A 15,499-nucleotide genomic window follows, 5' to 3' on the forward strand; every position below is an offset into this window, starting at 1 on the left:
TTAACGGGCGACCACGTTGACCATTTTGGCTATCCGGAGTTTCCTAATGGCACTGAGAACCTGCAAGGCCATTCATTAGAAGAGTACTTTTCATTCTATCGAAGCAGGTTCAAGGACTACCCCTCGGGGTACTCATTTTCCATAAGTGAAACGAAAAGCACAGAGTAAGGAACAGCTATGCTTGCCAATATTAAGAAAACTAAGTTAGCGCTTGCGGTTTTTGCCGCTGCCACCTCAGCATTGACGGCGCCTATTGCCACCGCTGCTGAACGAACTGAACTAACGATGGTTCCAAAGTTTTACCCTACATTTGTACGTAACTTTAACCCGTTCCTCCAAACTCAATTAGATACCGTTCAAGACTTTATCTATGAGCCTTTAGTGGTATTCAACGAATTGAAAGGCAACGAGCCGGTGATGCGCTTGGCGACAGACTATTACATGTCTGACGACCTAATGCAGGTGACTTTCGTAATCCGTGACGGGGTGAAATGGTCTGACGGTAAAGCGTATACAGCTGAAGACGTTGCATTTACGTATGACATGCTGAAAAAACACCCTGAACTAGACCGTACAGGTATTAACCAGCGCCTGAAATCAGTGACCGCTTCTGGTGATAAAGTTACTTTCAACCTGACTGAAGCAAACTCAAATGTTCCATACCTGATCAATGAAGTATCAGTTGTTCCTAAACATATCTGGAGCAAGATAGAAGATCCTACACGCTTTACCAATGAGAACCCGGTAGGTACCGGTCCATTTACTGAAATCGAAAAATTCACTCCGCAGCTATACACCCAATGCCGTAACCCGCAATACTGGGATAACAGCAACCTGGATGTTGACTGTCTGCGTCTACCGCAAGTTGCAGGTAACGATCAGTTCCTGGGCCAGGTACTGAGCGGTCAATTCGACTGGACGTACTCGTTCATCCCGGATGTTGACAGCACATACGCAGCAGCCAGCCCTGACAATAAATACTGGTACCCAGCGGGTGGTAGCCAGGCATTTATGTTCAACTACGAGTCGCCAAATGCGGGTAACAATGAAGCAATCAATAACATCGATTTCCGTCGCGCCTTTTCTATGGCCATCGACCGTGAAACGATCATTGATATCGCTTTCTACGGCGGCGGCGTAGTCAATGATTACGCCTCAGGTCTAGGTCAGGCATTTGCCTCGTGGTCTGATAACACGGTGTACAACAAATACAAGCCATTCATGACTTACAACGTAGACAACGCCAAAGCATTGCTGAAAAAAGCGGGCTTTAAAGATCTTGATGGCGATGGCTTTGTTGAAACCCCAACAGGTAAGAAACTTGAGCTGGCAATTCAATCACCAAGTGGTTGGACTGACTTCAACAACACGGTACAGCTAGGTGTTGAAATGCTTGAAGAAGTCGGGATCAAAGCGAAAGCAAGCACTCCTGATTTCTCGGTATACAACCAGGCAATGCTTGATGCTAAATACGATGTTGCTTACACCAACTACTTCCACGGTGCAGATCCGTACACATACTGGGACAGCGCTTATCACTCACGCTTCCAGGCAAACGAAGGCATGCCTCGCTTCGCGCTTCACTACTGGAAAAATGCTGAGCTAGACAAGTTACTTGAAGGTTTCTACCAAACCGCCGATCGTGGCGAACAAGTTAAGATGGCTCACAAGATCCAGAAAATCATTGCTGAAAACCAAGTAACTGTGCCTGTCATGTCAGGTGCTTACACTTCTCAATACAACACCTCGCGCTTTACGGGCTGGTGGAACGAGAAGAACCCGAAAGGCCGTCCAATGCCTATCACTAACACCCAAGAACGTCTGCTACAAGTACTTGATCTAGAACCTAAAGTATAATTTAGGTATTAACTTGCGGTGCGCACATTGCGCACCGCCTCTTCCCCCTCCTATTGAAAGTTATGGCGCTTTGCGTCAGGGGGATTTCTGTCCTGAATCTAGCAAAAACATCAATGCTGGATGATTAAGGTGTGAGTTATGGGATTCTTTATACGACGGCTGTCTTTTTATCTGATAGCGCTTTTATTTGCGATTACGCTGAACTTTATTTTACCGCGAGCGATGCCCGGAGATCCGGTGACCATGATGTTCGCCAACGCAGCAGTACAGGTAACACCTGAGCGTATCGCTGCAATGAAACAATTATTAGGGTTTGTCGGTGGCCCAATCCACGAAGAATACTTTATCTACCTCAAAGGAATTCTTTCCTGGGATCTGGGTATCTCGATTCAGACCTTTCCGCAGACCGTGAATGAAATCATGGCCCGTGCAGTTGGTTGGTCAATGTTCCTAGCGGGTACCGCGGTTATTCTGGCCTTCTGTTTAGGCTCGACCCTCGGTATTTTTGCGGCCTGGAAACGCGGCAGCAAATACGATGCATTCATTTCACCTGGGATGATGGTCATTCAGGCCGTTCCTCCCGTGGTCGTTGCCATGCTGGTGCTATACACCTTCGCCATCGGCCTTCGCTGGTTCCCATCAACCTATGCCTATACCGCAGGTACAACGCCTGACTGGACCAGCTGGGAATTCATTAAAGATGTTCTCTACCACGCTGTGTTACCTCTGTTTTGTGCCACCATCATCCAGATTGGCGGCTTCTTGATCAACATGCGTAATAACATGATCAACTTGCTGAACGAAGACTACATCACGATGGCAAAGGGCAAGGGGTTAAGTGAAAACCGCGTGGTGTTCAACTACGCGGCACGTAACGCCATGCTACCCAGTGTGACGGCACTATCGATGGCGCTGGGTATGGCTATTGGTGGCCAGCTAATTATCGAGATGATCTTCAACTACCCCGGCCTCGGCACCGTTCTTCTTAACGCGATTAATGCGCGTGACTATCAGGTTCTGCAAGGTCAGCTGCTTATCATGACCCTGTTTATGCTGTTCTTTAACTTCATGGCTGACATCCTCATCGTGGCACTTGACCCTCGCCTACGTAAAGGAGGCAAATAATTATGAAAAGTTTAATTAAGTTACTTTCCAGCAACCATAAGGCCCTTGCCGGCCTAATCATTATCACGCTGTTTATTTTGGCCGCTATTTTTGCCCCGTTCATTACTGAACATGTGCCTAACAAGAAAACGGGTAACCCACACGAATACCCTGCGTTTGTCGTTAAGGCTGCCCAAAATAACCCCGATGGCTGGGTTGCCGAAAACCTCGCCGACAGCAGCCGTACCTTGCGGATGTCGAAAAAAGCCGAACACGTACTCGGCACCACCCGAATGGGACGTGATGTCTGGTCTCAAGTCGTATATGGCGCACGTACTTCACTGGCTGTCGGCTTCGGTGCAGGTTTGATGGTCTGTTTTCTCGCAACCTTAGTGGGGGTTTCCGCCGGTTACTTTGGTGGCCGGGTCGATGACATCCTCTCTGCCGCCATGAACATCATGCTGGTAATACCACAGCTGCCCTTATTGTTTGTTATCGCCGCCTTCATTGGTGAAGCGGGGCCTGTAACGATAACCCTGGTTATCGGGATAACTGCCTGGGCATGGGGCGCCAGGGTTGTTCGCGCCCAGACATTGTCAATCAGAGAAAAAGAGTTCATTAAAGCCGCCGAGGTATTAGGTGAATCTTCTTGGCGCATCATCTTTGTTGAAATCCTGCCAAACCTGATTTCTATCGTCGGTGCCAGCTTCATCGGCTCGGTTATGCTGGCGATTATGACCGAAGCAACATTGTCATACTTAGGCCTTGGCGATCCGGGAACTATCAGCTGGGGCAACATGCTGTACAACGTTCAAACATCCTCTTCGATGCTTGTCGGCGCATGGTGGGAGCTGTTAGTACCGTGTATCGCGCTTACTCTTGTTGCGATCGGTCTTGCACTGCTTAACTTCGCGGTGGATGAAATTGCTAACCCGCAGCTTCGTTCGCACAAAGGAATGCGCCGCTGGAAAAATATGGAAAAACAAAATAAAGATGCCCAAAAAGCGACATTAGAAACGGCTCAGCCAGCCCTTCAGGGAGGAGAATAGTAATGACCAGTCCACAAATCTCCATTCGCAATCTTTGTGTTGACTACATCACAGATGCTGGTGATGTACGTGCGGTAAACAATGTCAGCTTTGATATCGGTAAGGGCGAAATATTCGGTCTGGCTGGTGAATCTGGCTGTGGTAAATCAACCGTGGCAATGGCTTTAATGCGTCTGCATAAGCCGCCCGCTTTTATCTCTGGTGGCGAAGTATTGTTCGACGGCCATGGCGATATTCTTAAGCTCAGCGAAGCTAATATGACGGCCTTTCGCTGGAGCCAGATATCCATGGTCTTTCAGAGTGCAATGAATGCACTCAACCCGGTACTGACACTCGAAGAGCAGTTTTGTGACGTCATTATGCGCCACACCAATATGGATCGTAAGCAGGCTATTCGCCGTGCTGAAGGGCTATTGGAAATCGTCGACATTCATCCCAATCGTCTGCGGGACTATCCGCACCAGTTCTCGGGGGGAATGCGCCAGCGCCTGGTGATAGCTATTGCACTGGCACTGAACCCGAAAATGATCATCATGGATGAACCAACAACAGCCCTTGATGTTGTGGTTCAACGTGAAATTCTGCAAAAAATCTATGCCCTGAAAGAGGAGTTTGGCTTCTCGATCCTGTTCATTACCCATGATATTTCACTGATGGTCGAGTTCTCAGACCGTATCGGCATCATGTATTCAGGTGAACTCATCGAAGTTGCACCATCAAAACAGATCCTGGAACAGCCATTCCACCCTTACACCGAAGGGCTGGGAAGTTCCTTTCCACCACTGACCGGCCCGAAAACCCGCCTCACTGGTATTCCTGGCAATCCATTGAACTTGCTGGAAATACCTCAAGGCTGCCGTTTTCAGGCGCGCTGTAACAAAGCCCATGATGCCTGTTTCAGCACTGCCACTCAATTACGCCAACTTGAACCAGGTCGTTTATCAAACTGCCACCTATTCAATAAAAGCAGTTAATAAAAAATAGGAAGCAATTAGGAGGCATTATGAACAAACCTGTCGGACAACCCATTATTGAAGGTAAAAATCTGATTAAAGATTTTGAGGTCAATAGTAACTCGTTGAAGAAATCCAAGATGCGTGCAATCAATGACGTGTCATTTAAAATGTACAAAAGCCGAGGCTTGGCCGTGGTGGGCGAATCGGGCTCCGGTAAGTCAACCACCGCTAAAATGATTGCAAAAATGTATCCGTCAACAGGGGGGCACATTGAGTATTTCGGACAAGACATTGCCGATATCAAGAGTCGACGCGATTTAATGCAGTACCGCCAGGGCGTCCAGATGGTATGGCAAGACCCGTTTGGTTCACTGAACCCGACCCATACTATTTTTCACCATATCGCCCGCCCGCTGCTGATCCATAACAAAGTCAGTAAAGGCAATAAAAAAGAGCTCGAAGAAAAGGTCTACGGCCTGCTTGACCAGGTCGGGCTGAACCCACCGAAAGAGACGGCGGCTAAATTCCCTCACCAACTATCGGGAGGCCAGCGTCAGCGTGTCAACCTGGCCCGTAACATTGCCGTTGGCGCTGAAGTGGTCCTGGCTGACGAACCGACGTCCATGCTTGATGTATCGATCCGTGCCGGGGTACTGAACCTGATGGAGGAGATGAAGTTTGAGCGTGAGATGGCGCTGCTTTATATCACCCACGATATCGCGACGGCACGCTATATCGCCGAGGATCTGGCGGTAATGTATGTCGGCCACATGGTCGAATGGGGAGATACCGAGGAGATCATTCATGATCCCCAGCATCCTTACACCCAGCTACTGGTCTCGGCCGTACCGGATCCCAGCAAGTCTATCCACGAAAAACTCAAGGGCAACAAGGGTGAGATCCCGCTCTGGACACCAAAAAGCCTTGGCTGCCCGTTTGCGGGGCGTTGTACTCACGCAACAGCAAGATGCCGGGAAGAATTGCCAAGTGTGACTCAGCTTTCTGAGAACCACTTTGTACGTTGTTACTTATTTGAAAGCTAATCGATATTTATTAAGTGTGTTATGTAGCTGCTAATACAGCAGCTACATCTTGGAGGATACATGCAGCTGTTAACGAACCATCTTGGATATGAACGTCTTGGGGCCAAACAAGCCATTGTTTTGGCCCAGCCTGATCTTGCGGTAACGACGGCACAGATCATCTGCTGTGATGACGGCCAGTCCATTATGCAGCTGCCTCTTAATGCATGTGGTCCGGTCGCACAGTGGCACACGGGTTATGCCTACTCGATCGATTTCACCCCACTGGAGCAATCTGGCGAATACCGTATTCAGCTCGGCGATACCCAATCGGCACCGTTTTATATTGCCGAGGGGCAGTTAATGCAACGCACCTTTAGCGATCTCTTGCATTACTTTAAGTCGCAGCGTTGCTCTGGGAGCTATGAACACGCCGATCAGCACATCCGCCTCTTCGGTAGTGATGAAACAGCAGATGTTCGTGGCGGCTGGTACGACGCGTCTGGCGATGTCAGTAAGTACCTCAGTCACCTGTCTAACGGTAATTATTTAAATCCTCAACAAACCCCGATGGTGGTTTGGAACATGCTTAAAGCTTATGAGGTACTGGAAGACGAAGAAAGTATTGCTGATTTTACCCGCCAACGCCTTATGGAAGAGGCGCTTCATGGCGCGGATTTTTTGCTGCGGATGCAAAACCCGCAGGGTTATTTTTATATGACGGTGTTCGACAAGTGGAGTAAGTCCACGGGGCAACGGGAGATTTGTTCGTATTCAACCCAGGACGGTATCAAGTCTGATAATTATCAGGCCGGTTTCCGCCAGGGTGGCGGAGTTTCAATTGCAGCCCTCGCAGCAGCGGCGCGTTTGCCTCAATTTGCCTCGGCTTCGCGTCTGCACACCGGAACCATTCCAGCAGACGCTTATCTTCAGGCAGCAGAAAAAGGCTATTGGCACCTGCAGGAGATGAACCCGCACTACCTCGATAATGGTCAGGAGAACATCATCGACGAGTACTGTGCACTCCTCGCCACTGTTGAGCTCTATCGAACAACGCAACAAGAACGCTACTTGGAGCAAGCACGTCATTGGGCTCAACGCTTAGCTGCACGTCAGGTCTCCGATCACCAAATAACGCATTACTGGTCTGCCAATGATGATGGCAGCCGTCCTTACTTTCATGCCGCGGAAGCCGGGTTACCCGCCATTGCATTAATGCAATATTTAGCCATTGAGCATGATGTCATTAAAAGTGAACACGCTTACCAAGTATTACTCAATGCCTTGGATTTTGAATTAAATATCACAACAGAAGTCAACAACCCGTTTGGTTATCCACGCCAGTATGTCAAAGCGGTGGATGATGATAAGCAGACGGCTTTTTTCATGCCTCACAACAATGAGACCGGTTATTGGTGGCAAGGTGAAAATGCCCGTATTGCCTCGCTTGCGGCAATGGCTTATATGGCACAAAACATCGTTGATGATACCGAAGTCAAAACGAAGCTCATGACCTATGGTCAGCGCCTTACCGATTGGATTGTAGGATTAAATCCGTTTGATATGTGCATGGTCGATGGCCATGGCCGCAATAATCCGGATTACCTGCCCGAACTCGGCTTTAGCAATGCGAAAGGCGGGGTGTGCAACGGTATTACTTCCGGTTTTGAGAACGAGCAAGACATTGCATTTAAACCGGAAAAACAGAAAGACGACATGTTACAGAACTGGCGCTGGGGCGAGCAATGGATCCCTCATGGCGGTTGGTATTTATTGGCAATAACTTTGCAATTTAAGGAGCGTTATCATGGCTAGTCAAATTAAATATTATGTTGGTGTCGACGGTGGGGGGACATCCTGCCGTGCTCGGATCTGCGATCTTAACGGTCAACTTCTTGGTGAGGCCAAAACAGGCAGTGCCAATATATTATTAGGTGGCGAAGTGGCAATGGCATCTATTCTAGATGCCATTGCCACTGCCGCTGATCTGGCAGGATTAACCCCTGATGATTTCAGTTCGATGTCAGTCGGCCTCGCTTTAGCCGGTGCCGAGCAGAAGGATGCCTGGTATTCCTTCATGTCGCTCTCCCATCCTTATGCCTCGATGACGTTAAATACCGATGCGTATGGCGCTTGCCTCGGGGCATGGCGCGGTGAAGACGGCGCCATTCTTATCGCTGGCACAGGCTCTTGCGGCATCTTAATTAAAGATAACCAACAGCTGGTGGTCGGTGGACGTGAGTTTCCAATCTCCGATCATGGCGGCGGTGCAGTGATGGGGCTTCGCCTGATCCAGCAGGTGCTGTTAAGTGTTGATAAAATAGTACCGCATACACCGCTCGCTCATCATGTTATGGCTCACTTCGAGCACGATGTTGACGCCATTGTCAGTTGGTCAAAGACTGCCCGCCCTTGTGACTACGGTCAATTCTCACCGGCTATTTTCGCTCATGCGGCCGAAGGCGATAGCTTGGCTATCGAATTACTGAAACAAACCGCCGACGATGTGGAAATGTTGCTGGTGGCACTGATAAAGCGCGGTGCCGAGCAGGTGTGCTTAATGGGCAGTATTGGGGAACGAATTCAAGCCTGGCTCGCACCGCCGTTACAAAATCGTCTTGCACAGCCTCAAGGTGATGCAATGGATGGTGCTATCGCAATGGCAAAAGGTTGTCACAACCTTTATCCGCTTTAAGGAGACACAATGAGCTACCGCGTCGATTTCACCGTGATAAGCAAAGCAGAACATGAATCTCGCTTTGCACTAACGCTTCACAACCTCAGTGATCAGCCTGTAGAAAAGTGGTCACTGCACTTTGTTATTAATCGCTGGATTGAGCCGACGTCGGTTTTAAATGGCCAGGTTAAACAGCTAGGGAGCTACTGCGTTATAACGTCAGAAGAGCTCCCTCTGCTCGCCTCAAATTCTCATTTCTATACCGAATTTACCATGGGTACGGCTCCCTTCACCTTGCATGATGACGGGATCCAAGAGGCTTTCCTGGTCGCAAACACCAGCGTGGGCTTTATTAAACCACTACCGGTTGAAGTCACCTGTATTGACTTAGGCCAGCCCGCAATAGATCGATTTACGACCAAGCTTCCACCAGCAAAGGCATTGAATATCATACCGATGCCAGCATCGGTAACGCCACTCAGTGGTCGGTTTAAGTTAACTCAATCTACTGCGATAGCCTCCCCCAATGCGCTAGCTTCAGGTGCAGCCCGGTGGCTGCAAGAAGAGTTGACTGAATTACTCCATGATGATTTCCCGATACATCGGGATGGTAATATCCATTACCAGGCTCACCCTGAAATGGCAGAAGGCGCATACCGCTTACTTATCGAGCAAGATAACATTTGTCTGCAGGCAAGCTCAAAATCAGGCTTTACCCATGCAACATCGAGCCTGCTGCAGCTATTGCCAGCGAATCCTGAGCACTATGCCGCTGCCGCTTACAGCATTCCAATGGTTGATATCCAAGATCAGCCACATTACCCATATCGCGGCATGATGTTAGATTGCGCACGCCATTTTCACTCGATAAAACGCCTTAAACACCTCATCGCTCAATTAGCCCGTTATAAATTCAACACCTTCCATTGGCACCTTACGGATGACGAAGGGTGGCGAATTGAAATTGATGCTTATCCGGAACTGACTCGCATCGGCGCATGGCGTGGTCCGAATGAAGTGTTACTCCCCCAATTTACCACCATCAATCAGCGCTATGGTGGCTACTACAGCAAACAAGATGCAAAAGAGCTTATTGCATACGCCAGTGATCGGGGCATAACGATTATTCCTGAGATCGACATTCCCGGGCATTGCCGTGCTGCGATCAAATCGTTGCCGGAACTACTGGTTGATCCTGAAGATAAATCTCAATATCGCAGTATTCAGAACTATCCGGATAATGTGTTATCCCCGGCACTGAAAGGCACTTACACCTTTATCTCCAATGTACTCACTGAAATCTGTGAATTATTTCCCGCCCCCTTTGTTCACATTGGTGGCGATGAAGTACCTGCCGGTGTCTGGACCGATAGCGAAGCTTGCCAGAATTTAATGGATCAACACGGCTATCAAGATCCCAAGGAGCTGCAAGGACACCTATTACGCTTTGCTGAAGAAGTGCTGCAAGCCAAAGGCAAGCAGATGATGGGCTGGGAAGAAGCCACGGATGGTGACAAAGTCAGCAAGAAAACGACCATTTTCTCATGGCGCAGTGAAAATGCAGGGCTCATCTGTGCACAACAGGGATATGACGTCGTCATGCAGCCTGCACAATTTACCTATCTCGACTTAGCACAAGGTTATTCTGCCGACGAGAAGGGTGTCGACTGGGCAGGAAAATTGCCTCTTGATGATGTGTATCAGTATCGTCCATTAGCCGAACTCGCCCCTGAAGATCCGGCTCACCAACAAATTATAGGTATTCAAACGGCACTGTGGTGTGAACTCGTCAATAACCAAAGTCGCTTTGAATACATGATTTATCCACGCTTATTAGCCATCTCAGAAATCTGCTGGAGCAACCCTCAACAGCGCAACTGGGACGACTTTAAAGCGCGTCTAAACGGTCAACTCAAATACTTAGACAAAGCGGGCATCAATTACCGCCACTGCGAATAGCAACTACAAATAGTGAATATTTTAAAAAGGATTGGAAGCAATGAAATACGGTTATTTTGACAACGATAACAGAGAATACGTAATCACTCGTCCTGATGTCCCGGCTCCTTGGACCAACTACCTGGGTACTGAGAAATTCTGTACGGTCATTTCACATAATGCCGGTGGTTACTCTTTTTACAATTCACCTGAATACAATCGCGTAACAAAATTTCGCCCGAATGCATCCTTTGATCGCCCGGGCCACTACGTGTACCTTCGTGATGACGAAACGGGCGATTACTGGTCAATTTCCTGGCAGCCCGTAGCAAAAAGCCTTGATGAAGCCAGTTATGAAGTCCGCCACGGCCTTTCTTATTCGAAATTCAAATGTGAATACAACGGCATTACAGCATCAAAAACGTTATTCGTACCTAAAGGCGAAGATGCCGAAGTCTGGGATGTTGTCATCAAGAATGATAGTGACAAACCACGTACAATCAGTGCATTCTCATTTGTTGAGTTCTCCTTCAGCCATATTCAATCTGATAACCAAAACCATCAGATGAGCCTGTACTCCGCGGGTACATCGTATGAAGAAGGGGTCATTGAATACGATCTTTATTACAACACCAATGAATTTGAAGGCTTCTACTACCTTGCATCGACATTTGACCCAGATAGCTATGACGGTCAGCGTGATTCCTTCCTAGGCCTCTATCGAGATGAGTCTAACCCTATAGCAGTTGAACAAGGCAAATGCACGAATACCGTGAAAACCTGTTACAACCATTGTGGTTCATTGCACAAGCAATTTGTTATTCAGCCCGGCGAAGAAGTTCGTTTTGTTTATATCCTTGGTTTAGGTAAAGGTAACGGCGCAAAACTACGTGCTAAATATCAAGACTTTGCTAACGTTGATGCAGCTTTCGCAGAGATCAAAACTCACTGGGATGAGCGTTGCGCTAAATTCCAGGTGAAATCACCAAACGAAGGTCTGGACACCATGCTAAATACCTGGACCCTGTACCAGGCAGAAACATGTGTTGTCTGGTCTCGTTTTGCATCCTTTATCGAAGTCGGCGGCCGTACCGGACTTGGCTATCGCGATACCGCACAAGACGCAATGGCGGTGCCGCATTCAAACCCAGAAATGACCCGAAAGCGCCTGGTCGATCTGCTTCGCGGTCAAGTTAAAGCCGGCTATGGCCTGCACCTCTTCGATCCCGATTGGTTTGATCCGGAAAAAGCCAATGTTGAACCATCTAAATCACCGACCGTTGTCCCAACACCAAGTGATGAAGATAAGATCCACGGTATCGAAGATACCTGCTCTGATGACCACTTATGGCTTGTCCCAACGATCTGTCGTTATGTTATGGAAACCGGCGAAACCAGTTTCTTTGACGAAGTGATCCCATTCGCCGATGGCGGTGAAGCCACGGTTTATGAACACATGAAAGCCGCGCTAAATTTCACGGCCGAACATGTTGGACGCACAGGTATCGCGAAAGGCTTGCGCGCAGACTGGAACGATTGCTTAAACCTCGGTGGTGGCGAATCATCAATGGTTGCATTCCTTCATTACTGGGCAATTCAAGAGTTTGTTGATCTCGCTAAGTTCCTAGGAAATGACGAAGACGCTGCCCGCTATGAAGACATGGCCGGCGGTGTACAAAACGCCTGTGAAACGCACCTTTGGGATGAAGAGGGCGGCTGGTATATCCGTGGTATTACGAAGAATGGTGAAAAAGTCGGTACTAACGAACAGGTTGAAGGCAAGGTTCACTTAGAATCTAACACCTGGGCGGTTGTTTCCGGGGCCGTATCTAAAGAGCGCGGCGAAAAGGCGATGAATTCGGTTGATGAGTACCTTTACTCTGATTACGGCCTTCACCTCAACGCCCCTTCTTTCGCTACTCCAAACGATGACATCGGTTTCGTTACCCGTGTTTATCAAGGCGTGAAAGAAAATGGCGCTATTTTCTCTCATCCAAACCCATGGGCATGGGTCGCGGAAACTAAGCTAGGTCGTGGCGATCAGGCGATGAAATTCTACGATGCACTAAATCCATACAACCAGAATGACATGATTGAAAAACGTGTGACTGAACCTTATTCCTATGTTCAGTTCATCATGGGACGTGATCACCAGGATCATGGCCGTGCTAACCACCCATGGTTAACCGGTTCATCAGGTTGGGCTTACATTGCTGCAACGAACTTTATTCTAGGTGTCCGTTTAAGCTTTGATGGCTTAATTGTCGATCCATGTATTCCGACAGCATGGCCAGGCTTTGAAGTTACACGTCAGTGGCGCGGAGCAACATATAACATCAAAGTCGAAAACCCGGCTCATGTTAGTAAAGGCGTTGTTTCTATCATGCTAAATGGCGAATCAATTGATGGGGCGATAACCCCGCAAGCTGAAGGTACGGTCAACACTGTTACTGTAGTAATGGGCTAACCCTCGAAGTGAGACAACGTTTGGGGATGGCTTTCATCCCCACTTTTAAATTTTTCGATTGAGAGAAATAGGAGTTCCACATGATCCAATTTGGAACCGGTGGCTGGCGCGCCCTGATCGGCGAAGAATTTACCAAAGAAAATGTCAGATTAGTCGCACAGGCTCTTGCTAACATTATGCTCAAAGAACAGGTCACCGGTAACGGCTTTGTTATCGGCTATGATCGTCGCTTCTTATCTGATAAAGCGGCGGCCTGGTTTGCCGAAGTACTCGCGGCGAATGAAATCAACGTTAGTTTTATCGACAAATATGTCCCGACCCCGATAGTGATGTTTCAATGCAAGGAAGTTGGCGCAACGTACTCCGCTTGCATCACGGCTTCTCACAACCCTGCCGATTACAATGGCATCAAGATATTCATTGAAGGTGGCCGTGACGCCGATGAAATCATCACTCAAAAAATTGAACAGCAAATTACGGGGTTGACCGCAAGTGATGTAAAAAGTATCGACTTTGAAGACGCCCTAAAATCCAAAATGATCACTAAGATTAATCCGATGAATGAGTTCGTCGACTCAATCATTAATTTTATTGATATAGAAGCAATCAAAAAAGCCAACCTAAGGGTACTGATCGATCCGATGTTTGGTGTTGCTAAGAATGCACTGCAAACCGTTCTGATTTCTGGCCGTTGTGATGTTGATGTGATCAATGATGGTCAGAACCCTTCATTTGGTGGCCTAATGCCATCACCGAATGCCGCGACACTGTATCGCTTAAAGCATTTAGTGGCCCATGAAGGGTATGACATTGGTATTGGTACTGATGGCGATGCTGACCGTTTAGGTATTATTGATGAAAAAGGACACTTCATTCACCCGAACGAAGTGTTGTTGCTTCTCTATTATTACATGCTTGAATACAAAGGCTGGAAAGGCTCTGTGGTACGTAATATCGCGACAACCCATCTGCTCGATAAAGTCGCAGCAGCCTATGAAGAGAAGTGCTTTGAAGTCCCTGTCGGCTTTAAACATATTAGCTCACAGATGGAAGCTGACGATTCACTCATCGGTGGCGAAAGCTCTGGCGGCTTAACTATTCGTGGTCATATCAAGGGAAAAGATGGTGTATTTGCTTCGAGCCTATTGGTTGAAATGATCAGTGTTACCGGCAAAAAATTGTCTGAAATGCTCGATGAAATCTACGCAAAATACGGCTATGCCTACACCGCTGAAGGGGACTGTACCTTTAAAGCCTCTGATCGTGAACGCCTATATAACAAAATCTACGTAGAAAAGGCCCTGCCCGAGTTTGAGTATGATGTCGAAAAAGTCAGCTATGCCGATGGTGCTAAGGTGTACTTTAAAAATGGCGGTTGGGCGCTGGCTCGCTTCTCCGGTACAGAGCCACTGCTGCGTCTGTTTGTCGAAATGAAAGATCAGCAGCAAGCAGAAGCCGTTCTGCAGCAAATGAAGGTGTTTCTGAAAGTGTAACCACTTCCGCTCGCGGCTTACAGACAGCGACAACGATATTCATTGTTGAGTCCTACAGTAACAAGCACTATAGCTGTTACATTTCGCAAACCATCGGTTTCAGGTTTTAGCGACAAGGGTAGCCCCTGGCTACCCTTTTTTTATTCTATGAGAGCGGGGTTATTCTCTTGCCTTGCAACCATCTAGTTTAGATTCGTCCCATTCCAACATGGCTTCATCCCCTTTAGTGAACAGGTAAGTCTTGCCCTCAATATCACGATATTGAGCACCGGAAGCCGAACGCTCACGCCCCAGCGTTCTGACATCATTGAGATAGTGAACCACTACAGAGTCAACATTTGGGTAGCTTAACGAGAAAAACTGCCCAGCCTGACAGTCATAGTGAATTTCAACCGGAAAATAATCTCGTTCAATGGAACATGCCGTCAGCAAAAATACGCTCACAAGATATAATAACTTCCACATAGCGCCTCCATTCTTACTTCATATAAAAACCGCATATAGAGATTGATAATTAAGCATAAATTAAAAGCATTTTAGGCAGACTACTGTTTTAAGGCCCAGTTTCTCTACGTCAAAAACATCTAACACTGTATAAATTGCTTTGAAAACCGCCTATAAAAAGCGGCGCTGAATAGGTAATCATCTAATCTAATTGACATTATAAGTCTAGCCAAGCAATCAGGGGGGATGGCGGGAAAAGTAATGCCAACTCGCATAAACAGCTTAACATTCTGGCATATTGAAAACGCGTGTAAGAAACCTTAAACGTAAAAAAGCCCAGTCTTTCGACTGGGCCTTCTTATTAGTGGCGGAGTGGACGGGACTCGAACCCGCGACCCCCGGCGTGACAGGCCGGTATTCTAACCAACTGAACTACCACTCCGCAGTGTCTATTCAGCATAAAGCTATTTGGCGCCTGGCGATGACCTACTC

Annotated in this window: 11 protein-coding genes and 1 tRNA gene; 10 read left to right on the plus strand and 2 right to left on the minus strand. The window is 47.8% G+C overall.

The features are described from left to right. Nucleotides 1-177: 177 nt before the first annotated feature. The 10 genes from C9I89_RS14895 to C9I89_RS14940 all read left to right on the plus strand — a co-directional run bounded on the left by C9I89_RS14895 (nucleotide 178) and on the right by C9I89_RS14940 (nucleotide 14,563). Nucleotides 178-1,857: an ABC transporter substrate-binding protein gene (locus tag C9I89_RS14895; RefSeq protein WP_107284127.1), complete on the plus strand. Its 1,680-nt coding sequence runs from the start codon at nucleotides 178-180 to the stop codon at nucleotides 1,855-1,857. A gap of 138 nt (nucleotides 1,858-1,995) precedes the next feature. Continuing rightward, nucleotides 1,996-2,982, plus strand: coding sequence for an ABC transporter permease (locus tag C9I89_RS14900; RefSeq protein ID WP_107284128.1), 987 nt, complete (start codon nucleotides 1,996-1,998; stop codon nucleotides 2,980-2,982). Nucleotides 2,983-2,984: 2 nt separating this feature from the next. Next, nucleotides 2,985-4,010, plus strand: a complete 1,026-nt coding sequence (locus C9I89_RS14905) for an ABC transporter permease (RefSeq protein ID WP_107284129.1) — start codon at nucleotides 2,985-2,987, stop codon at nucleotides 4,008-4,010. 2 nt (nucleotides 4,011-4,012) lie between these two features. Continuing rightward, entirely contained in the window at nucleotides 4,013-4,984 is a 972-nt protein-coding gene (locus C9I89_RS14910; RefSeq protein ID WP_107284130.1) for an ABC transporter ATP-binding protein, read from the plus strand. Between the two features lie 29 nt (nucleotides 4,985-5,013). Next, on the plus strand, nucleotides 5,014-6,009 hold the full coding sequence (locus tag C9I89_RS14915) for an ABC transporter ATP-binding protein (RefSeq protein ID WP_107284131.1): 996 nt from the start codon (nucleotides 5,014-5,016) through the stop codon (nucleotides 6,007-6,009). Between the two features lie 60 nt (nucleotides 6,010-6,069). After that, nucleotides 6,070-7,803 (plus strand): glycoside hydrolase family 9 protein, encoded by a 1,734-nt coding sequence (locus tag C9I89_RS14920; RefSeq protein ID WP_107284132.1) that lies wholly within the window; start codon nucleotides 6,070-6,072, stop codon nucleotides 7,801-7,803. Further along, nucleotides 7,796-8,683: a glucosamine kinase nucleotide-binding domain-containing protein gene (locus tag C9I89_RS14925; RefSeq protein WP_107284133.1), complete on the plus strand. Its 888-nt coding sequence runs from the start codon at nucleotides 7,796-7,798 to the stop codon at nucleotides 8,681-8,683. Before C9I89_RS14920 ends, C9I89_RS14925 begins: the two co-directional genes overlap by 8 nt. A 9-nt stretch (nucleotides 8,684-8,692) precedes the next feature. Further along, nucleotides 8,693-10,624 (plus strand): beta-N-acetylhexosaminidase, encoded by a 1,932-nt coding sequence (locus C9I89_RS14930; RefSeq protein WP_107284134.1) that lies wholly within the window; start codon nucleotides 8,693-8,695, stop codon nucleotides 10,622-10,624. A 40-nt stretch (nucleotides 10,625-10,664) separates the two neighbouring features. Next, nucleotides 10,665-13,070, plus strand: a complete 2,406-nt coding sequence (locus C9I89_RS14935; protein ID WP_107284135.1) for a glycoside hydrolase family 94 protein — start codon at nucleotides 10,665-10,667, stop codon at nucleotides 13,068-13,070. Between the two features lie 80 nt (nucleotides 13,071-13,150). Beyond that, nucleotides 13,151-14,563, plus strand: coding sequence for a phosphoglucomutase/phosphomannomutase family protein (locus C9I89_RS14940; RefSeq protein WP_107284136.1), 1,413 nt, complete (start codon nucleotides 13,151-13,153; stop codon nucleotides 14,561-14,563). Between the two features lie 159 nt (nucleotides 14,564-14,722). Here the strand turns inward: C9I89_RS14940 and C9I89_RS14945 are convergent, their stop codons facing one another. Together C9I89_RS14945 and C9I89_RS14950 are read right to left on the minus strand one after the other, a co-directional pair. Continuing rightward, nucleotides 14,723-15,028: an MliC family protein gene (locus C9I89_RS14945; RefSeq protein WP_107284137.1), complete on the minus strand. Its 306-nt coding sequence runs from the start codon at nucleotides 15,026-15,028 to the stop codon at nucleotides 14,723-14,725. 344 nt (nucleotides 15,029-15,372) lie between these two features. After that, nucleotides 15,373-15,449: transfer RNA gene (locus C9I89_RS14950), tRNA-Asp, on the minus strand. Nucleotides 15,450-15,499 lie beyond the last annotated feature (50 nt).

This window comes from Photobacterium lipolyticum (assembly GCF_003026475.1).
Classification (GTDB): domain Bacteria; phylum Pseudomonadota; class Gammaproteobacteria; order Enterobacterales; family Vibrionaceae; genus Photobacterium; species Photobacterium lipolyticum.

Bases quoted from the DNA above. Each gene is read 5' to 3' on its own strand.
- C9I89_RS14945 (WP_107284137.1), bottom strand. From the start codon at position 15,028: ATGTGGAAGTTATTATATCTTGTGAGCGTATTTTTGCTGACGGCATGT.
- C9I89_RS14895 (WP_107284127.1), top strand. From the start codon at position 178: ATGCTTGCCAATATTAAGAAAACTAAGTTAGCGCTTGCGGTTTTTGCC.
- C9I89_RS14920 (WP_107284132.1), top strand. From the start codon at position 6,070: ATGCAGCTGTTAACGAACCATCTTGGATATGAACGTCTTGGGGCCAAA.
- C9I89_RS14910 (WP_107284130.1), top strand. From the start codon at position 4,013: ATGACCAGTCCACAAATCTCCATTCGCAATCTTTGTGTTGACTACATC.
- C9I89_RS14930 (WP_107284134.1), top strand. From the start codon at position 8,693: ATGAGCTACCGCGTCGATTTCACCGTGATAAGCAAAGCAGAACATGAA.
- C9I89_RS14925 (WP_107284133.1), top strand. From the start codon at position 7,796: ATGGCTAGTCAAATTAAATATTATGTTGGTGTCGACGGTGGGGGGACA.
- C9I89_RS14900 (WP_107284128.1), top strand. From the start codon at position 1,996: ATGGGATTCTTTATACGACGGCTGTCTTTTTATCTGATAGCGCTTTTA.
- C9I89_RS14935 (WP_107284135.1), top strand. From the start codon at position 10,665: ATGAAATACGGTTATTTTGACAACGATAACAGAGAATACGTAATCACT.
- C9I89_RS14940 (WP_107284136.1), top strand. From the start codon at position 13,151: ATGATCCAATTTGGAACCGGTGGCTGGCGCGCCCTGATCGGCGAAGAA.
- C9I89_RS14915 (WP_107284131.1), top strand. From the start codon at position 5,014: ATGAACAAACCTGTCGGACAACCCATTATTGAAGGTAAAAATCTGATT.
- C9I89_RS14905 (WP_107284129.1), top strand. From the start codon at position 2,985: ATGAAAAGTTTAATTAAGTTACTTTCCAGCAACCATAAGGCCCTTGCC.